This window comes from Paenibacillus sp. JCM 9796 (assembly GCF_055379675.1).
In genome coordinates this window covers 614015-635910 of record NZ_AP043723.1, presented here as the reverse complement: position 1 = coordinate 635910, position 21896 = coordinate 614015, and the positions used below count along the sequence as shown (strand labels likewise).

25 protein-coding genes and 1 riboswitch are annotated in these 21896 nt (G+C 51.5%); of the genes, 20 read left to right on the top strand and 5 right to left on the bottom strand.

Annotated elements, in window-relative coordinates; all coding sequences use genetic code 11:
* The first annotated feature begins 86 nt into the window (after positions 1 to 86).
* The 12 genes from ACZ439_RS03245 (at position 87) to yhfH (ending at position 11028) form a co-directional block, all read left to right on the top strand.
* Complete coding sequence (locus tag ACZ439_RS03245) at positions 87 to 815, top strand: amino acid ABC transporter ATP-binding protein (RefSeq protein ID WP_054797253.1); 729 nt, start codon at positions 87 to 89, stop codon at positions 813 to 815.
* A 26-nt stretch (positions 816 to 841) separates the two neighbouring features.
* Positions 842 to 1693, top strand: coding sequence for a transporter substrate-binding domain-containing protein (locus ACZ439_RS03240; protein WP_127606378.1), 852 nt, complete (start codon positions 842 to 844; stop codon positions 1691 to 1693).
* A gap of 39 nt (positions 1694 to 1732) precedes the next feature.
* Positions 1733 to 2386 carry an amino acid ABC transporter permease gene (locus ACZ439_RS03235; RefSeq protein WP_054799779.1) on the top strand — a complete coding sequence of 218 codons (654 nt, stop codon included), beginning with the start codon at positions 1733 to 1735 and terminating at the stop codon, positions 2384 to 2386.
* A 12-nt stretch (positions 2387 to 2398) separates the two neighbouring features.
* Entirely contained in the window at positions 2399 to 3049 is a 651-nt protein-coding gene (locus ACZ439_RS03230; protein ID WP_054797255.1) for an amino acid ABC transporter permease, read from the top strand.
* Between the two features lie 79 nt (positions 3050 to 3128).
* Positions 3129 to 4412: a sensor histidine kinase gene (locus ACZ439_RS03225; RefSeq protein ID WP_464620615.1), complete on the top strand. Its 1284-nt coding sequence runs from the start codon at positions 3129 to 3131 to the stop codon at positions 4410 to 4412.
* Positions 4394 to 5332 carry a response regulator gene (locus tag ACZ439_RS03220; RefSeq protein ID WP_054797256.1) on the top strand — a complete coding sequence of 313 codons (939 nt, stop codon included), beginning with the start codon at positions 4394 to 4396 and terminating at the stop codon, positions 5330 to 5332. The genes ACZ439_RS03225 and ACZ439_RS03220 overlap by 19 nt, the downstream gene beginning before the upstream one ends.
* 339 nt (positions 5333 to 5671) lie before the next feature.
* A complete protein-coding gene (locus tag ACZ439_RS03215) occupies positions 5672 to 5836 on the top strand; it encodes a hypothetical protein (protein WP_155614219.1) in 165 nt (54 codons plus the stop codon).
* 261 nt (positions 5837 to 6097) lie between these two features.
* Positions 6098 to 6265, top strand: a complete 168-nt coding sequence (locus ACZ439_RS03210; protein ID WP_155614220.1) for a hypothetical protein — start codon at positions 6098 to 6100, stop codon at positions 6263 to 6265.
* 27 nt (positions 6266 to 6292) lie between these two features.
* Positions 6293 to 7573 (top strand): isocitrate lyase, encoded by a 1281-nt coding sequence (gene aceA, locus ACZ439_RS03205; protein ID WP_127606374.1) that lies wholly within the window; start codon positions 6293 to 6295, stop codon positions 7571 to 7573.
* A gap of 31 nt (positions 7574 to 7604) precedes the next feature.
* Positions 7605 to 9209, top strand: a complete 1605-nt coding sequence (gene aceB / locus ACZ439_RS03200; protein WP_464620614.1) for a malate synthase A — start codon at positions 7605 to 7607, stop codon at positions 9207 to 9209.
* Positions 9210 to 9313: 104 nt separating this feature from the next.
* Positions 9314 to 10642: a DRTGG domain-containing protein gene (locus ACZ439_RS03195; RefSeq protein WP_141334059.1), complete on the top strand. Its 1329-nt coding sequence runs from the start codon at positions 9314 to 9316 to the stop codon at positions 10640 to 10642.
* 203 nt (positions 10643 to 10845) lie between these two features.
* Positions 10846 to 11028 carry a protein YhfH gene (gene yhfH / locus ACZ439_RS03190; protein WP_164751762.1) on the top strand — a complete coding sequence of 61 codons (183 nt, stop codon included), beginning with the start codon at positions 10846 to 10848 and terminating at the stop codon, positions 11026 to 11028.
* A 209-nt stretch (positions 11029 to 11237) separates the two neighbouring features.
* Here the strand turns inward: yhfH and ACZ439_RS03185 are convergent, their stop codons facing one another.
* The 3 genes from ACZ439_RS03185 to ACZ439_RS03175 form a co-directional block, all read right to left on the bottom strand.
* A complete protein-coding gene (locus ACZ439_RS03185) occupies positions 11238 to 13388 on the bottom strand; it encodes a methyl-accepting chemotaxis protein (RefSeq protein ID WP_464620613.1) in 2151 nt (716 codons plus the stop codon).
* Between the two features lie 85 nt (positions 13389 to 13473).
* Positions 13474 to 13564: riboswitch (cyclic di-GMP riboswitch) on the bottom strand.
* Between the two features lie 211 nt (positions 13565 to 13775).
* Positions 13776 to 13982, bottom strand: coding sequence for a YrzA family protein (locus ACZ439_RS03180; RefSeq protein ID WP_127606364.1), 207 nt, complete (start codon positions 13980 to 13982; stop codon positions 13776 to 13778).
* A gap of 350 nt (positions 13983 to 14332) precedes the next feature.
* Entirely contained in the window at positions 14333 to 14842 is a 510-nt protein-coding gene (locus tag ACZ439_RS03175; RefSeq protein WP_127606362.1) for a C40 family peptidase, read from the bottom strand.
* 206 nt (positions 14843 to 15048) lie between these two features.
* Between ACZ439_RS03175 and ACZ439_RS03170 the strand changes: the two genes are divergently transcribed.
* The 3 genes from ACZ439_RS03170 to ACZ439_RS03160 all read left to right on the top strand — a co-directional run bounded on the left by ACZ439_RS03170 (position 15049) and on the right by ACZ439_RS03160 (position 16943).
* On the top strand, positions 15049 to 15531 hold the full coding sequence (locus ACZ439_RS03170) for a DUF2569 family protein (protein WP_054797259.1): 483 nt from the start codon (positions 15049 to 15051) through the stop codon (positions 15529 to 15531).
* Between the two features lie 252 nt (positions 15532 to 15783).
* Positions 15784 to 16524 (top strand): hypothetical protein, encoded by a 741-nt coding sequence (locus ACZ439_RS03165; RefSeq protein ID WP_054797260.1) that lies wholly within the window; start codon positions 15784 to 15786, stop codon positions 16522 to 16524.
* Between the two features lie 122 nt (positions 16525 to 16646).
* Positions 16647 to 16943 carry a DUF6509 family protein gene (locus ACZ439_RS03160; RefSeq protein ID WP_054797261.1) on the top strand — a complete coding sequence of 99 codons (297 nt, stop codon included), beginning with the start codon at positions 16647 to 16649 and terminating at the stop codon, positions 16941 to 16943.
* Positions 16944 to 17070: 127 nt separating this feature from the next.
* Here ACZ439_RS03160 and ACZ439_RS03155 read toward each other — a convergent pair whose 3' ends face one another.
* Both ACZ439_RS03155 and ACZ439_RS03150 read right to left on the bottom strand, forming a co-directional pair.
* Positions 17071 to 17262, bottom strand: a complete 192-nt coding sequence (locus tag ACZ439_RS03155) for a cold-shock protein (RefSeq protein ID WP_127606358.1) — start codon at positions 17260 to 17262, stop codon at positions 17071 to 17073.
* A gap of 130 nt (positions 17263 to 17392) precedes the next feature.
* A complete protein-coding gene (locus ACZ439_RS03150; protein ID WP_054797262.1) occupies positions 17393 to 17773 on the bottom strand; it encodes a cytochrome-c oxidase in 381 nt (126 codons plus the stop codon).
* Positions 17774 to 18015: 242 nt separating this feature from the next.
* On the opposite strand from ACZ439_RS03150, the gene ACZ439_RS03145 reads away from it, so the two are divergent.
* The 5 genes from ACZ439_RS03145 (at position 18016) to ACZ439_RS03125 (ending at position 21862) form a co-directional block, all read left to right on the top strand.
* Positions 18016 to 18777, top strand: a complete 762-nt coding sequence (locus ACZ439_RS03145; RefSeq protein ID WP_464620612.1) for an NTTRR-F1 domain — start codon at positions 18016 to 18018, stop codon at positions 18775 to 18777.
* Between the two features lie 328 nt (positions 18778 to 19105).
* A complete protein-coding gene (locus tag ACZ439_RS03140; RefSeq protein WP_141334052.1) occupies positions 19106 to 19432 on the top strand; it encodes a transposase in 327 nt (108 codons plus the stop codon).
* A gap of 41 nt (positions 19433 to 19473) precedes the next feature.
* A complete protein-coding gene (locus ACZ439_RS03135) occupies positions 19474 to 20355 on the top strand; it encodes an IS3 family transposase (protein ID WP_464619852.1) in 882 nt (293 codons plus the stop codon).
* Between the two features lie 480 nt (positions 20356 to 20835).
* Entirely contained in the window at positions 20836 to 21096 is a 261-nt protein-coding gene (locus tag ACZ439_RS03130; RefSeq protein WP_464620611.1) for an NTTRR-F1 domain, read from the top strand.
* Positions 21038 to 21862: an NTTRR-F1 domain gene (locus tag ACZ439_RS03125; protein ID WP_054798413.1), complete on the top strand. Its 825-nt coding sequence runs from the start codon at positions 21038 to 21040 to the stop codon at positions 21860 to 21862. Before ACZ439_RS03130 ends, ACZ439_RS03125 begins: the two co-directional genes overlap by 59 nt.
* Positions 21863 to 21896: the final 34 nt, after the last annotated feature.

Below are 21896 nucleotides of genomic sequence, written 5' to 3'. Positions count from 1 at the left end.
TAGAAACTGGTAGGCTGGTGTTTACACTAGCTTTACAAGAGGTTAAATAATCAGAAAGTCGATTCATCCAAGAGGGGGGGATCCGGTTGATCAGTTTTCATCAGGTTCAGAAGCATTACGGCAGCTTTCACGTCTTAAAGGATATTAATCTGCGCGTCAACCTAGGGGAAGTCGTGGTCGTCATCGGTCCCTCGGGCTCCGGCAAAAGCACATTGGTTCGATGCATCAACCAGTTGGAGAAGATTACGAGCGGCGACCTGATTGTCGATAACGTGAAAGTGAACGACAGGGGCACCGACTTGAACAAGCTGCGCCGGGAGATCGGCATGGTGTTTCAACACTTTAATTTGTACCCGCACAAAACGGTTCTGCAGAACATTACGCTGGCACCCGTCAAGGTGCTTGGGGTATCGGAGACCGAAGCGAAAGAAACGGCGATGTTCTATCTGCAGAAGGTCGGCATCGCCGAGAAGGCCGGCAGTTATCCGGCGCAGCTGTCGGGCGGCCAGCAGCAGCGGGTGGCGATCGCCCGGGGACTGGCGATGAAGCCGAAGATCATGCTGTTCGACGAGCCCACCTCGGCACTCGATCCCGAGACGATCGGAGAAGTGCTCGATATTATGAAGACGCTGGCCAAGGAAGGGATGACCATGGTTGTCGTGACGCATGAAATGGGCTTTGCCCGCGAAGTGGCCGACCGCATCGTCTTCATGGATCAAGGGCGAATTTTGGAGGAAGCGCATCCGCGCGATTTCTTCTCCCAACCTCGGGAAGAACGGGCGCGTTTATTTCTTAGCCGTATCCTCAATCACTAATTTCATGAGAAAAGGGTGGATGAACGATGAAAAAAACGTGGAAAAGCATGGTAGGTCTCAGTTTGGCTGTTGTCTTAAGCGCGACGGCATTAGCCGCATGTACGCGGGTGGAGCCGGCGCCAAGCGCGAAACCGGAAGACAAAGCGCAGGTTACCCCTGCGGCAGGCACGCTCGCTGAAATGAAGAAGCGCGACAAATTCGTCGTCGGGGTCAAGTACGATCTGAATTTGTTCGGGCTGAAGGATCCGGGCACCGGCAAGGTCGAAGGCTTCGATATCGACATCGCCAAGGCGATCGCGAAGAAGGTGCTCGGCGACGAGAACAAAATCGAGCTGAAGGAAGTAACGTCCAAGACGCGGATTCCGATGCTGCGCAACGGCGAGATCGATGCGATTATCGCGACGATGACGGTTACGGAAGAGCGCAAGCAAGAGGTCGACTTCTCCGACATTTACTTCATGGCCGGCCAGTCGTTCCTCGTGAAGAAGGACAGCCCGATCAACGGAATCGCCGATATCAAGAAAGGCACGAAGGTTGTGACGGCTAAAGGCTCGACATCCGCTGTGAATGTTCGCGCCAAGGCGCCTGACGCCACGGTGCTTGAGTTCGAAAACTATGCGGAAGCGTTCACGGCGCTCAAGGCCGGGCAAGGCGACGCGCTGACGACCGATAACGCGCTGCTCTACGGGATGGCCAAGCAAGATCCGAACTACCGCGTCACGGAAGGCGCATTTACCGAAGAACCGTATGGCATTGCAATCAAGAAAGGCGATCAGGAGTTCGTCACGCTCGTCAACGATACGTTGAAAGAGCTGAAGAATAACGGCGAATACGACAAGATCTATGAGAAATGGATCGGATCGAAGCCTGCGAAATAATGTAAAGATGTGATGCAGAAGGAGAAGGGAGCTTGACGAATGCTTGATCTTACCGTGCTGACAGAGCATTGGGGGATGTACGCGGAAGGGTTCGGCAACACGGTCAAGGCAAGCGTCTTGGCGCTGATCGGCAGCTTCGTTCTCGGAACGGTGTTCGCCGTATTCCGCATAGCGCCTTACCGTGTGTTGAATTGGGCGGGTACCGCTTATGTGGAATTTGTTCGAAACATCCCGCTCATTCTCGTCGTATTCGTATTCTTCGTCGGCTTGCCCGCCGTAGGCGTCCGGCTTGATTCGTTCACAGCCGGAACGCTTGGGCTTACCGTATACACGGCGGCCTTCATCGCCGAGACGGTTCGCGCGGGGATTCTCTCCGTGTCCAAAGGCCAGATGGAAGCGGCCCGATCGTCGGGCCTGACGTACATCCAAGCGATGCTTCATGTCATTTTGCCGCAGGCCATCAAAATCGTGATTCCTCCGATCGGCAACCAGTTTATTAACCTGGTGAAGAACTCCTCGATTCTCGGCGTCATCGCCGGTCTCGACTTGATGTACTTCGGCGATCTTATCTCTACAAGGACGTTCATTACGTTTGACGTCTACATCATTGTCGGCTTATTCTATCTCGTTCTAACCGTTCCGCTCAGCCTGATGGTCGGGTACCTGGAGCGGCGTTTAGAGACGAACCGCTAAGGGGGGAGATCCATGGATTTTACAGGAGCGTACTCTCCCGAGCATCTGTCGTTCTTGCTCCAAGGATTTGGGGTCACGCTGGAAGTAGCCTTCTACTCGATCGTGCTTAGTTTTATCGTCGGGACCGTGCTCGGCGTTGTGCGTTACGCCAAAATTCCCGTCCTCTCGCAGGCGGTGGTATTGGCTGTGGAAACCGTACGGAACCTGCCGCTGCTGTTGATCATCTTCTTCACGTACTTCGCATTGCCGGAAATCGGCTTTAAGCTGGATAAGATGTTCGCCGCCGTGCTGGCCCTCGTTATTTTCGAGTCGGCGATGATCTCCGAGATCGTGCGAAGCGGGCTGAAGTCGGTCGAGAAGGGGCAGATCGAAGCGGCCCGGTCGTCGGGGCTGAACAATGTCCAGACGCTGTGGCATATCGTACTGCCGCAAGCGCTGCGGCGCATGGTGCCGCCGATCGTCAGCCAGTTCATCTCCTTGCTCAAGGACACCTCGCTGGCGGTCGTCATTGCCCTGCCGGAACTGATGAACCATGCGCAAATCATTAACGGCCGCAATGTAAACTATGTGATTCCGATCTTTGTATGCGTAGCGGTCATGTATTTTGCCGTTAACTATGCTTTGTCGGTGCTGTCCAGGCGGCTCGAGCGACGCGTTTCCTGAATTTCATTGGTGTTAAAGATCGCCATTTCTTGGTAATATAGGAATGGGGGTCTTATTTTTTATCGAAAAGAGGGAGCATGTGCGCGAGCGACTTGCCATCTTAACCATCATTATGTTCGCGACGGCGTTCTTCGGGGAAATGAAAGTAAATCCGTTCGGAGGCTCGTTCCGGTTCTCGTTAGGCATCGCCGCCTTCTTCTTCGGCTTACTGTGGTTTCGTTCCGTTCCCGTTATCCCCACCGGCTTGCTGACCGGCGCGTTCATCTTGTGCTTTCGTCTCAGTTTCGATCAATTTTTTTACGGTATCGCCTATACGGACAGTTTACAAGCCCACTTGCCGTCGGCCGTTTATTACGTCAGTTTTACGCTGTTGATCCATATGAGCCGGGCGCGACGGCACCTGGAATTTCCGTTTCGGGTCGGGTTAATCGGCACGGCGGTCGATTTTACTTCCAACATGGTCGAACTGCTGGTCCGCTACTCGCTGGGCGATCATATCTCGCCGACCTGGCAAAGCATCTCGCTTCTGCTGCTCTTCGCGTCCCTGCGCAGCATGTTCGTTGTAGGGCTGTATAACAATTTCTCCATTCGCCAATTGCGCGCCGTAGGCAAGGTTCGTCAGCAGGAATTGGAACGGCTTCGGATGATTAATACGAATCTCTATGAAGAAACCTTTTATTTGCGCAAATCGATGGCCCACCTCGAGGAAATTACGCGTAAAAGCTATCAGTTGTATAAGCGGTTGTGCGAGACGGATCATCAGGACGCTTCTACAGCCCTGCACGTTACGGAAAATGTGCATGAAGTCAAGAAAGACTCGCAGCGGATCTTGGCAGGCTTATCCAAGCTGATGCATCAAGAGGAGCTGGCTTCCCGAATCACCGTCATGGAACTGTGCGGCCTGGTCATTCGCACGAATCGGAAGTATGCGGAAATGTTAGGCAAGCCGATCGCTTTTCATGAATCGTGCGGCATTCCATTGGTCACGTCGCAAATTTACGCGCTGCTGTCGGTATTGAACAATCTGGTCGCCAACGCCGTGGAGGCTATCGGGCATGCGGGCCGGATCGAGCTTGCGGTTCATGTGGACGGGCGGGATCTCATATTTCTCGTTGCCGATACCGGTCCCGGCATCCCGCAGGAGGAGCAGGAATGGGTGTTTCAATCCGGATACACGACGAAATACGATACGGAAGGGAATGCCTCGACGGGAATCGGGCTGACGCATGCGCTCGGGATTGTACATAGCTTGAACGGAACGCTAAGGCTGCTCCCGAGCTCCAGAGGGACGCGTTTCGAGGTAAGGATTCCTATCGATCAATTGCTCAGTAAGGAGGTGGTCGCATGCTCCGTTTCTACCTGATTGAAGACGATGCGGTTGTACGAAGAATGCTCGAGCGCATCATTAACGAAAGCGGGCTGGGAGAGATTGCGGGTCAGGCGGAGGATGGTCTTCACGTTTCGGCGGATCAGCTATACGGGATAGATGTCGTCCTGATCGATCTGCTGCTCCCAGGACTGGACGGCATTCGAACGATCCGGAAATTGCAGTCGGGGGGATTTGCCGGCCGGTTTATTATGATTTCCCAGGTGGAAAACAAAGAAATGATCGGGGAGGCTTACCAGCAGGGCATCGATACGTTCATCCAGAAGCCGATCAACCGCCTGGAAGTGCTGTCGGTCTTGAAGCGGGTGGCCAATCATATTACGCTCGCGGTATCGCTCCATTCGATACGCAAGTCGCTGCAGCTGCTGGATGAGAAGGGCAAAGAACAGACGGAGCCCGGAGGCGGCAGGAGCGAATCGGGCCTCGGCTACGGCACCTACGAGCAAAACAAGCTTGAGCAGAAGGTTCGTCAGATGCTGCTGCAGCTCGGCATCGCCGGGGAAGCCGGGGCCCCGGACCTGCTGCTGATGATGCAGTGGCTGCATCAGGACGAACGGGGGGAGGAGCTGCTGTTCGAGCTGCAGCTCAAGGAAATTTACATCCAGGTGCTGCACAAACTGCACGGTCACAAGGAAGACGACCCGGTCGTGCAGCGCGAGGTGCGCGCGATGGAGCAGCGAATTCGCCGCATGGTGCTGCAAGCCTTCACGCATCTGTCGTCGATGGGGCTGGCGGATTATGCGAATCCGACCTTCGAGCATTTTGCGCCTCGGCTGTTCGATTTCCAGGAGATCCGCTTACGCATGCATGAGCTGGAAGCCGATGTGAAATCAACGAAATGCCGGATCAACGTCAGAAAGTTTTTGTCGGTTTTCTACATGGAGGCGCTCGGATAAAGCAAGTCGAAACGAACAGCAATTCTACACAAGCCGGACGTAAAAGCTTCACGCGAAGACAGGTTGAGTATGTTATAGGTGATTAATAGCAAAGCCACACCCGTATACGCTGCGTATACGGTTTTTTTCAGTTGAACCAGAGGCCGAACCTCGCTCCAGAGAAGCAATGCGGTCATAGCGCATACCCCGTGAGCAGCAGCGGGAAAAAACTTCAGATGAAAATATAATATATAACACAGTTTATTTTAATAAAACAGTATTGAACATAAATAATTATTGTTATATATTTATATAAATTAAATTAAATGTTTTATAACATTAATACGGGAGGTTGTTTCCATGGAAAGATCAGGATGTCAAGGCAGTGAAGAACTGGAGAACCTGGCGTCGCACGGAAGTCCGAACGCGCTTCAAGCAGATTGCACCTGTGAGGAAACGGTTTTTTACCCGCTTTCCCCGGTTTTTTTAACCATGTATCATTCTTTGCTGCTGGAGGCCGGGTGAGGTTGTCCGTCTTACGAAACCGCACGCCGCATGACCTGGAACGTGGTGGATGATCAAAGAATAGCCCGTTTGCTTTCCTCAAGGAAAGCAAACGGGCTATTCGTGCGATACGCTTGATGGACAAAAGACAGGATGTAAAGTTAATTGTTATAAAACAGATTAATAATAAAAAAACAGTATTGCACATTGGTAAGTATTGTGATATAAAATATATATGAAATTCAAAACTGTATTAATACATTGGAGGAGGGGAGAACGACAATGGACTGTCCGAGATGTCACGGTAACGGAGAATTGGAGAGCAGCGCCGGGAGTGGAGCTTCAGGTTTGAATGAAGAGAAACATTACGGAGCGGACCGGGAGCGGGGAGCTTGGCCTGCCACCTGCCCCACCTGCGAAGGCAGCGGTTATTTAGAGGAATCGATGTAACTACAATATTAAAGGAGATTGATAACGATGAGTGATCGACAACAACAACAGGAACAATTGCAGGCAAGCTGGAGCTCCAAACGGTATGAAGGGATTACACGGCCTTATTCGGTTGAAGATGTGCTTCGTCTTCGCGGTTCTGTCTTGATTGAGCATACGTTGGCGGCTCGGGGGGCCAAGAAGTTTTGGGAGCTGGTCAACTCGGAAGATTTCGTTCCTGCTCTCGGTGCGCTCACGGGCAACCAAGCCGTGCAGCAAGCGAAAGCCGGACTTAAGGCGGTTTATTTGAGCGGTTGGCAGGTAGCTGCCGATGCGAATTTGTCCGGTCACATGTACCCAGATCAAAGCTTGTATCCGGCTAACAGCGTTCCGCAAGTCGTGAAGCGCATCAATCAAGCGCTGCAGCGGGCCGACCAGATTCAACATTCCGAAGGCCAAAGCAGCATCGACTTCTTTCTGCCGATCGTGGCGGACGCCGAGGCCGGCTTCGGCGGACCGCTCAACGTGTTCGAGCTGATGAAGGGAATGATCGAAGCGGGGGCGTCGGCCGTTCATTTCGAGGATCAGTTATCCTCGGAGAAGAAATGCGGCCACTTGGGCGGTAAAGTGCTGCTGCCGACGCAGCAGGCCGTTCGAAACCTGATCGCCGCACGGCTGGCAGCCGACGTCCTGGGCGTAGAAACGGTATTGATCGCCAGAACGGATGCGAATGCCGCTCGCCTGTTGACAAGCGATATCGATGAGAACGATCGTCCTTTCCTGACAGGCGAGCGTTCTCCGGAAGGCTTCTACTATGTAAACGACGGCTTGGACCAAGCCATTTCCCGCGGTCTTGCCTATGCGCCTTACGCCGACATGATCTGGTGCGAGACGTCCGAGCCGAATCTGGAGGAAGCGCGCCGGTTTGCCGAGGCGATTCATGCGAAATTTCCAGGCAAATTACTCGCTTACAACTGCTCCCCGTCCTTCAACTGGAAGAAGAAGCTCGATGATGCCACGACGGCCAGGTTCCAACGTGAGTTAGGGAAAATGGGCTATAAGTTCCAGTTCGTAACGCTGGCCGGCTTCCACGCCCTGAATCACAGCATGTTTGAGCTGGCGTACGACTATAAGGATCGCGGAATGGCTGCATACTCCGAGTTTCAGCAAGCCGAATTTTCCAGCGAGGCTCGCGGGTATGAAGCGACCCGTCACCAGCGCGAAGTAGGAACGGGTTACTTCGACGAGGTGTCGCAAGTGATTGCGGGCGGTACCTCGTCTACCACAGCGCTTGAAGGCTCGACCGAGCAAGAGCAGTTTACCCATTGAGGACAGTCGACCCAAGAAGGAGAGGAATCGGATGGCCGGTAAGACGCTGCCGACAGGCATACAAATAACGGGCGAGGTTTCCAGCCCTGAACGGGAACATATCCTTTCGGCGGAAGCGCTTGAGTTCGTGGCCGAATTGGAACGCAAGTTCGGCGTGAGGCGGCAAGAACTTCTGCGCGAGCGCGACGTCCGGCAGGCTCGTATCGATGCCGGAGAACGACCCGACTTTTTGCCGGAGACGGCATCGGTTCGGGAAGGCGACTGGAGCATTGCTCCGGTCCCTGCGGATTTACAGGATCGACGCGTCGAAATAACGGGCCCGGCCGGTGACCGGAAGATGGTCATCAATGCGTTTAACTCCGGAGCTTATGTGTATATGGCCGATTTTGAGGATGCCAATTCGCCGACATGGGACAACTCGATGGACGGTCAGGTCAACTTGCGGGATGCGGTTAACGGTACGATTCGGTATAGAAATCCGGACGGAAAAGAATACCGGTTGAACGACAAAGCGGCGACTCTCAAGGTGCGCCCCCGCGGATGGCATCTCGAAGAGAAGCATATTCAAGTGGACGGCAAGCCCATTTCCGCTGCATTGCTCGATTTCGGACTTTTCTTCTTTCATAATGCGAGAGCTTTGCTGCAAAAGGGCAGCGGACCTTACTTTTATTTGCCGAAAATGGAGAGCCATCGGGAAGCCCGGCTCTGGAACGACGTATTCGTCCATGCCCAGGATGCGCTCGGCATCCCTCAGGGCACGATCAAGGCTACGGTGCTGATCGAGACGATTTTAGCGGCTTTCGAGATGGACGAGATTTTGTATGAATTGCGGGAGCACAGCGCAGGCTTGAATTGCGGCCGGTGGGATTATATTTTCAGTTACATCAAAAAACTGCGCAAACAGCCCGACGTCATTTTGCCCGACCGCGGTCTTGTTACGATGGAGACGCCTTTCATGCGATCCTATTCGCTGTTGGCCATCCAGACCTGCCATAAACGGGGGGCGCACTGCATCGGCGGCATGGCTGCGCAAATTCCGGTGAAGAACGATCCGCAGGCAAACGAAGAGGCGATGCATAAAGTGCGCGCGGACAAATTGCGGGAAGTCAGGAACGGCCACGACGGAACATGGGTTGCGCATCCGGGGCTCGTTCCGGTCGCCCAAGAGGTGTTCGACGAGCATATGCCGTCGGAGAATCAAGTGGACCGCCAACTGACGGATATCCGGATCGCCGCGAAGGATCTGCTTGAGGTGCCTTTAGGCCCGATTACGGAGAAGGGCGTTCGTACGAACGTGAGCGTCGGCCTGCTGTATTTGGAAGCATGGCTGCGCGGATATGGAGCCGTTCCCATCCACAATCTGATGGAAGACGTGGCGACGGCCGAAATATCCAGAGCCCAGCTGTGGCAGTGGATTCATCATCCGAAAGGGGTGCTGGAGGACGGCCGCAAGCTGACGGCAGATCTGTTCCGCCAAATTCAATACGAAGAGCTGGCGCGTATCGAAGCCGAGCTGGGCGAAGATACGCTCCGCACCCGGAAATTCGACGTGGCCTCCGCGCTATTCACGCAGATGACCGTCTCGCCGGAGTTTGAAGATTTTTTGACGCTGCAAGGCTACCGGTATTTAGATTAACAGAACAGCATCCGAACAGCATCCTTTTGGGGATGCTGTTCTTTTTGCGCCAAGTATACTATAATTGTCTAAATATTATAGTACAGTTCGGTGGGGTGCGGAACATGAACCTGGGCCATTCGGAGCTCAATACGAAGCATGAGCAAATTACGAAATACATCGAGTCGTTGAGTGTGGGCACGAAGCTGTCCGTACGGAAAATCGCTCAAGAACTGGATGTCAGCGAAGGAACCGCTTATCGGGCTATCAAGGAGGCGGAGAACAGCGGATTGGTCAGTACGAAACGCCGGATCGGCACGATCCGCGTAGAGAAGAAAGAGGAGCCCCACATCGATAAGCTGACGTTCGAAGAAATCGTCAATGTGGTGGAAGGGGTCGTGCTGGGCGGAGCGGCGGGCATCCAGAAGTCTTTGAACAAGTTCGTCATCGGCGCCATGCAGCTCGAAGCGATGCTTAAATATATTGAAGCCGGCAACCTGCTGATCGTCGGCAATCGTGTACAAGCCCATATGTGCGCGCTCGGTCAAGGCGCGGGGGTCTTGATTACGGGCGGATTCGATACGACTCCGGAGGTCAAGAAGCTTGCCGACGATCTGGAACTGCCGATCATCGGTACGACTTTCGATACGTTCACCGTGGCGACGATGATTAACCGGGCGATCGAGGACCGGTTGATCAAGAAGCAAATTATGGTCGTCGAGGACATCATCCGCAAGGATTCCCCGGTCTATTCCTTGCGGCCGACCAATACGGTGGAAGAGATGCAGGAGCTGGTCGTGGAAACGACCCATACCCGTTATCCGGTCGTGGATGAAGAGATGAGACCGGTGGGCATGGTGACGACGAAAGATATCCTGGGGGCCAAGCCTTCCGAAACGATCGGCAATTTAATGACGCTTCATCCGCTTGTCATCAGCGCGCGAACGTCCGTCGCTTCCGCCGGTCATACGATGGTGTGGGAAGGCATTGAGCTGCTGCCGGTTATTGATGCAGAGCGGCGCATGATCGGCGTCATCAGCCGTAAAGATGTCATGAAAGCGATGCAATACATGCAGAAGCAGCCGCAAAATGCGGAAACGTATGAGGTACAAATTTGGTCCGGATTTGAAGAATTGCGCGACAAGGACGGCAAGCTGTTCTTCAAGGGGACGGTAACCCCGCAGATGACGAATTTTGAGGGCCTGGTCTCGGAAGGCGTCTTGTCGACCGTCATCATCAGGGCCGCTTACCGAACGGTACAGGAGCAGAAGAAGGGGGATTTGATCATCGACAGCTCCTCCAGTTATTTTCTGGTGCCTTTGCAAATTGACGATGTGATCGAAATCATACCGACGATCGTTGAGCTAAGCCGCAGATTTTGCAAAATGGATCTGGAAATAAGAAGCAATGGGATTCGAGTGGCGAGAACGATGGTAACGGCGCGCATTTTGTAAGGCCGCCGTCCCTGGAGTTTCATCGACAAGGAAGCACTGGCCGATGCGCGAAGGCGCAATCGGCCGGTGCTTCTTTGGTTAAGACGCATACACCTTTCACGAATGTTATATAATAATGCATAAAAGTCTTGAACTGTTTCGAATACTGTTATATAATAAAACACATCAGATCAAAATATTATACGATAGTGGAGGGTTTTATGATGATGAAATCAACCCGGTTTCTAGAGACGCTCGAGCCCAAATGCTGTGAGAAGTGCGGACAATCGGTGGAGCAGCTTGCAGATTGTCACACGAACGTTTGCTTTCAATGCAATGAGTCGAACTTTTATCCGTTATCCCCGGTCAATACAAACAAACCGTTTCACACCGTTGTTTACGAATGAGGGAGGGTGCAGCCATCGCAGCCGTCCAAACAACAGAAGATCGCAACCCATGAAGCCAATACGGTTCGTGCGGGTGCGATCTTCTTTGTTGTTTTTGGGATCCCCCAAACGCAAACGAAATCGACAGCTTGGGTCATGCGGTATAGAAAAAGCCGGACTTTCCAAGAGATCGACTCTTGAAAAAGCCCGGCTAAAGCCATGATGGCGGTTTATACGACCGTATACCTTCGAATTACCTCCTGAAGCTCCTGCGCCGAAGCATGCAGCGCCTCGGCGGATGCATGAATTTCCTGCATGGTCGCAAGCTGCTCCTGCGACGATGAGGACACCTGCAGCGCATTGTCGGCGGATACGCGGGAAATGCTGACGATTTCGCCCATGGAGGCGGTCACCTGCTGCGTACCGGCCGACATTTGCTCCGCGGCCGCCGATACTTCTTGAATTTGATGGGCCACATGCTCGACCGCGCTCATGATCTGTTCGAACGCGTCACCGGTTTGCTTGATGACCTCTTGACCTCGTTTCGTTTCAAGTACGCCTTCGTTCATATGTATGGACGCATCCTTCGTTTGCCCTTGAATGTGTTGAATCAGCTCGCTAATTTGAGCGGCGGCCGTCTTCGTTTGTTCTGCCAGCTTCTTCACCTCGGAAGCGACCACCATAAACCCGGCCCCGTGTTCGCCGGCTCTAGCGGCTTCAATAGAGGCGTTTAGCGCCAGCAAATTCGTTTGGATGGCGACGTCCGTAATCAAGCTGCTGATGCTGCCGATTTCTTGCGATCGTGCGCCCAGCTCCTCAATGACCTTGGCGGAAGTGTCGACGTGCTTGTGAATATTTTCCATCTGCTTGACAGCCTTGCGGACAGCGTCGTTCCCTTTCTGCGCAAGCTGGGACGTTTGCGTTGCGGCTTCGGAGACACTGGAGGACGTCTCGGCGATCCGCTGTACGCCCTGAGCCATTTCTTCCATGGCTGTGGACGTTTCTTCCGCGCCCTTCAGCTGCGTATTCGCACCCCGGGCAACTTCCTGAATGGCATCCGTGATCCGATTGCTGGTCTCGGTCGACTGGGAAGCGCTTTGCGTCAGCGACTGGGCGGAGACCGCCACCCGTTCCGATACGGTAATGCTCGTCTGAATGGCGTTGCGGAACGCCTCGGTCATCTGATTGAACGAGTTGCCCACAATGGCAAGCTCGTCCCGGGTTTGAAGCTGTACCCGCGAGGTGAGATTGCCGTTCGTCACTTCCGTGGCCGTTTGCTCCAACGCGGAGACGGCTCGTTTGACTGACAAATAAAAGCTGATAAAAATGTAGAGCAAAGCGAGCGGGATGAGCAGACCCAACAAGACGAACAGCGTGTTCTTCTGATGCAAGCCAGTCAGCCTCGTCTGCAGCAGATGCTCGTAAGCCTTCAGCTCGGTGTCGTAATGAGTTTGAGTTTGCTTGATGAGATTGGACAGGTCATCGAATACCGCTTTGGGAGTCTGATCTACTTGTTTAGGTATGATGATCTGATTGTTTATCCAGCGATTCAGTTGGAGTACGAGCTGGTTATGCTCCTGCCAAGCATCGAGAAGTTCGAAGCTCAGCATCTCGTTCTCCGTTCGGAGCGATTCAAGGTTGCCTTTAACGGTATCCATCGACGTGCGGATTTGGTCCAGCAGCGATGTCAGGGTTCGTTCTTCCGTGGTGAAAATCGGCGTCTTTGACCCCGCGTAATGAACGGCCAGAGCACGTGCTCGTCCGACGCGATCCATCAGAGTGGGAAATTGGCGGACTGTCGAGTCCATTAAATAATAGCTGTCCAGCTGGGAATCGAGCACGAGATGCGACGCATTGCCGATTCGCGTGATGATCGCCCGGGTATCCGTCAAGATGGCACCGTATTGGTCCAATGCATCTTGACCCGTGAGGCTGACGCCCCTTCCTTTCAGTTCCGACCATTTCGATTGAAGAGCTTTCCATTGTTCCGTCGAATTCAAGCTCTCGCCTAACCGGCCATCCAATTCGTTCAGCCCGGCCACGATTTGATCCAGGGCTTCCTCATTGGCGGCTAATTGGGACTTCAAATCTTTATCGCCGTGAATGGAACCGACAATCAATGCGCGGTGAACATCGACCGCGATCAGAAAGTCGTTTAACCGGCTCACGTACTCCAGACCGACCTGCTTTTGCTCGGTGAGAGCGATTTCTTTGGCGGACGCGGACAATTGCAAATACAAGAAGATGCTGAGCGGTACGAGCACAAGCAGTCCGATTAATAAAAACTTACTGGCATATTTGAAGCGGTTCATAAGCCCGATGCCGGGGGTGAAAATAATGAGGAACTTCTGACTGCGCTGAGTTCGATTGCCCTTTACCATGCTAATGCCCTCCTGATTGTTGATTGAATACATAAAAAAGAGACCAGCCATCACCGGTCTCCGCGCCAGGTACCAGAGCCGAGCGTTCGGAAGCTGGCTGGCATACGAAACTCCCGTTTCGTGAAGCCCCTGTAGCTTTGCGGCCTGCACTTTCGTACAGTGTGCCTTTTCGTGTCTTATTTCCTAGATCCAGTCGTTTATATGAGCTTATCATACTATTATGTAATAGAATTGTAAAGATTTGTAGAAAGTTGTTCCATAATGTAGAATGGAAGGGTTTTTCGTCTTAATGCTATCGCACTAGAGTCGGAGAGCGGCGGCCGGCTTTCGCCTCCGGTGCAGGTCCGGATTTGCGCAGCCTGGCCGCTTGGGACGCATCCTGCCGCTTTATTTCGCCTTAAAATGAACGACGGCGCTGTACGACAACTTGCCCGCATTGGGATCAAATACGGTGTGGTGCTGAACGGCAAATACGTCCAACATGAGCGCTTTGTTGTTTTCAATTTGCTGGTCGATTTGACGCTCCAGCGATTTCAAGTCGTACGCTTGAAAAAACTCCACCTTGTTTTCGATTCTTTCCAAACGGAACTCCACGGTAAATCCTCCTCGATCTCGGGTAGTATGCTGCTCTTATGATCACATCTTAACAGTATGCCGGGACGGATGCACGTACTTTCCGTTATCGGCTCCTCCCTCCGCGAACGCCTATCCCATCGCCTGCATCCGGCGCAATCTGAAGCCGGTGCTGATCGGCTTGGCGGTCACGACGATTGTGGCGATGTATCTGATGTGAGCAGGGAAACCGCGTTCCGGCAGCGAATAGATGAAGGTATATACTTGGGGATGAGGCTATGAATATAAAAAAAGAGCAGAGCTCTTCGTGAGCTCTGCATGTTTGCAGTCAAGCTATGAGATAATAAAATAATGGCCTAGAGGTATTCCCCTTATTTAATCACGCGACGTGCTGTTACGTAAGTCTTGTCCCAAATGCTGCCTTTAAAATTGGAAATGGTAACTCCCACGCCGACTTTATACGTATGAAGTATTTTTCCGTCGCCCATATAAATGCTGACGTGATTAATAACCCCGTCTCTGTTCGTATCCGAGAAGATTAAATCGCCCGGCTTCAACTTGCTTTTTGGAACATAGGTGCCAGCTTTAGCCTGGTCCCTGGACGAACGGGGAATGTTGATGCCGTTTCGTTTAAATACATATTGCGTGAACGAGGAGCAGTCAAAGGCTTTGGTATTTCCGGCTTTAGCTCCGAATTGATAACGTGTCCCGAGATATTGTTTACCCGTTGAGATCACTTTGTCCGCTACGGAAGCATTGCTTGCGACGGCCGCTTGAGCCGACTGAGGCGCCAAGAACATGCTGCCCGAAAAAAACAGGGAGAGGCTAAGGCTGACTCCCACCAAGGTTTTACCGAGACGGTTTTTCTTCGTGTTGTTCATCTCTTATTTCCTCCCTTTAGGTTGTTGTTTGGATACGGCTTGTCCGCAAGAACAACGATACCATATCTTAAACTTCCATGAATTACCGGCGGTCGGAGCGAAGCCCTTCGCGCCTGGGATGAGCCGCTACTATTAGAATTTCATTAGAAAAGTTTAATGAAAAATTTCTTGACATCGAAAAATCTCAATAGCAGGGGGAGCTAAGCATGGTTTCAAGCCAAAATGACTTGCAGGAAGGGAGTCCGGGGAATTTGGCCCAAACGCAGCTAACGGATACGAATCAAGTCTTTGCCGGCATTAGAGGATGGCTGAGCCTGCCGGCTGTAGGCCTTGTTTATTCGTTGGCGGCAACGCTTGTCAGTTTGTTTATGAGTGACTCGAATGCTGCGGTCAGCAAGCCGCTTTATTACTTTTCCTATACGTTAAGCCTGCTGTCGATTCCTGTATATCTGATCCTCATTGCGAAATGGTGGAAGAGAAGCCGGACGCTCCCAAACTTAATGAAGGCTTATTATCTCGTAAATATAGGGGCTAGCTTGATGATCGCTATGTATTTGTACGCCGTTCAAAAGGAAAGCATCGATGAGATGAAGCTGGCAGCGAATACGGGCTTGACGGTAATCGTATCGTGGATCTGGATGATGTATTTTCATATATCCAAACGGGTAAAAGCTACTTTTACCGAGTAACGGTTTGATGAACGGAATTCAAGCCGTTAGAATCGTTTTCCCGCAAATGGGGTATACTCGTCGTAAACGTTGCAGCCGCGGCCGCCTCGGGCATTCGCTGGGGCGGAGCCGGATGCGCACTTTGCACCTTTGTGGGGGCCTTCTGCTGGAGCGCCTGATTTAACAAAATGTTTACATAGTTCACGTATGCGGTTAACATCCGTCTTCTATCCTATACCTATAGACTGAAGTACTCTCAGGAGGCGGATCTCATTGAAACGTTGGCTTAAGAAATACGCTGCTCACCTCATGCTGCTGATCCTTCTGAGCTTGACCGCTATCCCGTTTGAAGCGTTCGCGGGAAGCATCGGGCCTGCCGCGGCATTCCGGAACGAAGTCTTGCGTACGTCTACCGGGGAAGCGCCGCTCGTATCCGTAATGGAAGCTAAAGACCTCCCCGGTCAGCTCGTCACCGTACAAGGGGTCGTCGTGAAGAATCAGGTGCGAATCCGCGGCGGGAAGCGGTCGGTCCATATTCAAGACGAAACCGGAGGCATTCACATCTATGATTATCGCGGTCCCGATGCGAAGGCGGGGAATCGGATTCAGGTGACGGGCGTGGTTGGCGACCGCCAAGGCCTTCTGGAGATTCGTCCGACAGCCGCCCCGATTCAGGTGCTGCAAAAGAATAAGTCCGTACCTGCACCGAGCTCTCTGCAAATGGCCGATTTGAATCATGCCGGACGAGCGGAAGCGTTGAAAGGACAGCTGGTAAAGCTGCCCGGACAAATGAAGGAGCTTCCTGCCGGGCCCACGGATGGCGTTTACCGCATTCCGGTCGCGGATGAAGCAGGGAACGTCATTACGCTGGTTGCGATGGAGGGTCTGCTTGATCTTCATGAGATTCGAGTTGGGGGCACCTATGAAATTACAGGCATTTTGAGTCAATACGAAACGTACGAAATCATTCCGCAGAGCCCTGCAGATCTGGTTGCGATAAATCCGAACAAATAGAACGACCTATTCAATGCCGGCTGCTGCTTCAAGCCGGCCTTATTTGTTTTTCTCAAGGAAGCTTCCTATAATGAAAGAATCACACGTTTACTAACTTTAGAAACAGAAGGCGGAATGAAGCAATGTTAACGGTTACCGGATATGAAGTGGAATTGGTCAAGGACCCTTATGGAATATTAGCGGGCAAGCGGTACGAGTTCGTCCTGGATATCGAGGTGCCCGAGGATGACGAATTGTACTCCGAACAGGGCCTGTATATTCGGGTCATTTATAAAGTCGAAGAAGACAGCAGCGGAATTGTCAAATACGAAATTTTCGAGCGAACGACAGAACGTTATCTGGAGTTTGAGATGGAAGACGATGAGATTGCGCTCGTGGATGCGTTTTGTAAAGAGCATTTGGCGCAAGCGGCGGAGTAGGATAAGGGAATGCCGACAGGCTCTCCCGAATCCCAAACCCGTTCGACCGTTTACAAGGCCTCTTCTTCGTTCGGATACCCCTGCATGCAAAAAGACTGCCTCTCGGGCAGTCTTTTTGCATAGGAAATTACGCTTCTATCGACTTATTGATCAGAACAGGGAGTTGTCTCGTGCCTTGTACCATATCCGAATTGCAAAATGGACAGACGGGACTTTTTTCAAACGTGAAGTTTTGTCTCATCCAACCGGTGCAGCTCTCTTCGCCGCACAGCCAGATGGATGTTTCCTCAATGGGGACCGGATCCGGTTTCCTGTACAATTGACGGCCTCCTCCTTGGCATCATGTTAGCCAGCGCATTTCTTACATGATATGCAGCTTATGGAGTGTTAGACCGAAAACTTGTCCGCGAGGAGCCAGGTGCCCATTAAGCTTACGAAGTGCTTATCCTTTACGGGGCAGGGGTTGGACGGACCTGTTGAAACAAGTTGATCGTGAACAGGATAACGCCGATGACGACCAACAGTGAACTCACGATCGTGATGGGCAGGAATGCCATATTTTCGATCGTAATTTGCAAAGCGATGCTGATCTGCATGATCGGGAGGCCGATATTGTGGAGCCAGAAGTGTGTTTTGGCTAATTTGGTTTGCCCCGCACCCGGATAGAAATGATAGATAAGACCGAATAAAGCCATCGAGACCCAGCCGAGCAAGTTAAAGTGAGCGTGAACCGAGGTCAGCCTGAAATCGTGAATGATGCCCATCACCATACCGAGCAGGACCCCCACCGTAAAATAAATCGCTGCCAGCTTCAAGTAACGTTGTGCCACTAAAATCCCTCCATTTTCCATAGTCGTACTTTTCTCAGTATATGAGCCTTTCGTCATTTCAAGAAGTTACACGTGCCATATGCATCGCCCATTCATTGCTCGGTACATGCCCTTTTTTCGAGGTTAGAAGACGTCACTGTTCCGTATAGTTGTCCTCCGGCTTCATCTATGCGACATACTTTATATGAAGCGGGTTCAAGTTAATCTACTTGTATCGGCTAAAAATATGGAGGTGAGCAAAGTTGACGCTAAACAATAATGTAGTAAACGGGGGGTTCGAAACCGGGTCGCTGGTCCCTTGGCTATCGCTGAACGCGTCTATTAACAGCGCTAACAGCCATTCCGGGTTCTTCCGTGCGCAGCTGAATGGAGGAGGCTTAAACTCGTTCATCGTCCAACTCGTTCCGATCACGGCGGGGGATAATCTGGAGCTGTTGTTTTCGTTGGCCAAACTTGGCGCCCTGCCGAACCCGATCGTCAGTACCTCGGTTTCATACTATGACGCGTTATTTAACTTTCTGGGGACCGGTTTGATTGTGAACAACATCTCCTCCCGTCTTCCGGATGCGGCGACGGACGATACTTGGCTCGAAGTGTACAATGTGACGACTCCGGCACCTGCAGGCACGACGCAAGCGTTGATCGCGATTAATGCGCTACCGCAAGCCGGAACGGCTGACGTACTGGTAGACGATGTCGAGGCTCTGGTGGTCACAGGTGCAGGGGGAGCGACAGGAGCGACGGGGGCAACGGGAGCAATAGGAGCCACAGGGGCAACAGGACCTACAGGTGTAGTAACACAAATTTTAAACCAGCAGTTTACAGATATTGTTCCGTTTGATGTCCAAAATAACGTAACTCTAACACTGATCGCCACATTAGGTCCAGGTCAAAAAATAAAATTGGACGGGAATGTTTCAGGAGTTTTTGAGCAATCGGCTAATTCCACCCTTATCTATGGATTTAACATCTTCTTTAGGAGAGGCGTAACCATTCTTAGCTAATGAAATTGATGATGTAGTTTATTTCCTTAGTGGCGGTATTACCATTCAAGTTTTTTTTCAACAGATAAGTACGATTACATGGGTAGATGATCCGCCGCCAGGAACTTATACGTACACTTTCTTTATTATAGCCAGTACGGGTCCAGGAGTGAATTTGGCAAACAGCAACTTTGGGGAAAGAAGTTTCACGGGTACCATTTATAATGGATAGACAGTGGACGGGCACTTGCCGATGTGTCTCATGATGACTCTAAAGCCCCATAATTACCTTTGAGTCTTTTATCCTTATCCACTACAATATGAATGAACGAAAGTGGAGGGATCAAAGATGCAGCGCAAGAGTTACAGTATCGAATTTAAACAGCAGCTCATCCAAGAGGCCTTAGAAGCAGGCAATGCAAGTCAAGTTGCAAGACGACATGGAATAGACGGGAAAATGCTCGCTCGTTGGATTCGTCAATCGAAGCATGCAAACTGGAAAAACACATCACCAGAATCCAAAAAAGTTGCAGCCTACACTCCATCATCTAAAGAGTTTCAAGCATTAGAGCAGGAAAACGACAAATTGAAAAAGCTGTTGGGCGAGAAGGATCTGGAGATTGCGATTCTTCGTGATCTCGTAAAAAAGGTGAACCCCGCCTATCGGACAAAATAGAGATTGCCGACAAATGGATTGCGCGGGGATATAAAGCTGCAGTGGTGCTGCGAATCGTCGGCGTCAGTGAAGCGACATACTATTACCGTAAGAAACATTTCAAGCAAGAGCGAGTGTATAACGGCGGACGGCCGCTTCCCGGCTTTTCCTTGGATCATAAGCGGCGTCCCGTCAGCGACGAGCAGATCAAGGAATGGCTGCTGGAGCTTATTGCCGGGGAAGAAGCGACTTACGGTTACCGTAAATTAACCATATGCCTGAAACGACAGTATGGGCTGATCATTAACAAGAAAAAAGTATATCGGCTGTGTCAGGAACTGGGCATCCTGCAGCCACAACGTCGGAAGCGAATCCAATATCCCCGAAAGCTGGCGAACAACCGTGAGATCCGCGCTTCGAATCAGCTTTGGGAGATGGACGTGAAATACGGCTATATTGCAGCAGAGCAGCGTTTCTTTTTCTTGCTCAGCCTGATTGACGTCTACGACCGATCGATTATCGACTACCATATGGGCCTCTCTTGCGAAGGGAAGCATGCCGCGCAGATCCTGCAGAGAGCGTTATGGAAACGGCAGCTCTTTGAGAAAGATCAACTGCCAGTGGTTCGTACCGATAACGGCCCGCAATTTATCAGCCATGCTTTTGAAGAAGCATGCTTGGAGTATTGTGTAGAACATGAACGGATTCCTCCGAAAACGCCGAATAAAAATGCGCATATCGAAGCATTCCATGCCATTTTAGAACAAGAATGTCTTTCCAGACATGAATTTGAAAGTTATCAGGATGCATACCGCATCGTATCTGACTACCTCTTGTTTTATAATCAGCGGCGTATCCATGGCAGTTTGTATGATCTGTCCCCGCACGAGTTTCATCAAGCTATGCATAAGCAAGCCATAAAACCGCTTGTGATTAAGGTATGATGGATAAAGCCCTTTACATGGAGGGGTGGGGCATGATAGGCTTGTTAGCCTCGCGATGCATGTGTGATCCGCATCGCCCTATCGCGAAAAATCATGCCCCCTGGAGGCTCCATGTCAAGGGCGGTAACGACGTAAATCAATAAGAAATTACGAAATCGTGAGAATAAGGGTGTAAGACTCTAAAGTTACGGGTTTAAACCGATGAAGCTAGTGAAGGCAAGGAATCAGAGGAAGGGCTGGTAAGCAGCCTTTCCTCTCTTTTTTTGAATCTTATATTTAGTGTTAATAGAACCAAAAAATGGTTACTTGAAGTCAAATGGGGCTCTGTTTTTCTACAAATCTACTAAACAATAGAGTAAGAATGGATGTTTGTCCTTTGGCATACGCCGACTCCATTCTCATTATGGTGACATACCGTAAATTAAGTTGGTTTAAGGCAACATATGTGAATCGACTTAAATGAACTGGAGGTGGGTTAAATTGCCGTTAAACAATGTTGTTGTGAACGGCGGATTTGAAACGGGAACGCTGGACCCTTGGCTTTCGCTGAACGCGTCTATCAACAGCGAACACAGTCATTCCGGTTTTTTCAGTGCGCAGTTAAATGGCGGAGGATCAAACTCTTTTATATCCCAGTTCATTCCAATTACGGCGGGAGAAAAAATTAGAGCTGCTGTTTTCGGTGGCCAAGATCGGCGACTTGCCGAACCCAATCGTCAGCACGAGTGTTGCATATTATGATAGTGCATTTAATTTCCTCGGTATTGGCCTGATCGTGAATAACATCTCCTCCCGGCTTCCAGACGCGGCGACGGATGATACTTGGCTCGAAGTTTACAATGTGACGACTCCGGCACCCGCAGGCACAACACAAGCGTTGATCACGATTAATGCGTTGCCGCAAGCCGGAACAGCTGACGTACTGGTAGACGATGTTGAAGCTCTGGTGGTCAGCGGAGCCACGGGAGCGACAGGAGCCACAGGAGCGACAGGAGCTACGGGAGCGACAGGAGCCACAGGAGCCACGGGAGCGACAGGAGCGACAGGCGCCACGGGAGCGACAGGAGCCACTGGTGTCACGGGAGCGACAGGATCCGGTTCGTTACTGTCCAGTACAGATGCAGTTGCAGCGCAAATCATTACCATCGGAGATCCTCCAGCAACGGTTTTATCGTTGGGGGTAGTCGCTACAGGCACCGATTCGTTCAAAATCGACTCCATGGTTGAAGTCGAAATTGTATCCGGCGCTGTCATCAATGCTGTTGAATACACTATTACGTACCAGTTGCTGCTCGATGGAACTCCTATTGCCACCATAACAAGAGAAGACAACTCGGCTCAGAGTATCGCTATTGCCCGTACCATCATTGAAATTCCCAACATGACCTGGGTGGATACGCCTGGAGCTGGGGCGCATACGTATTCCATAGCAATCGCCGTAAATGGTACCAATATTACGGATGCGCAAGTTAACATTCGCGCATTGAACGTCATACAATTCACGTAATACTTGGTTGGGGACTCGGGATGCCTTCTTCAGG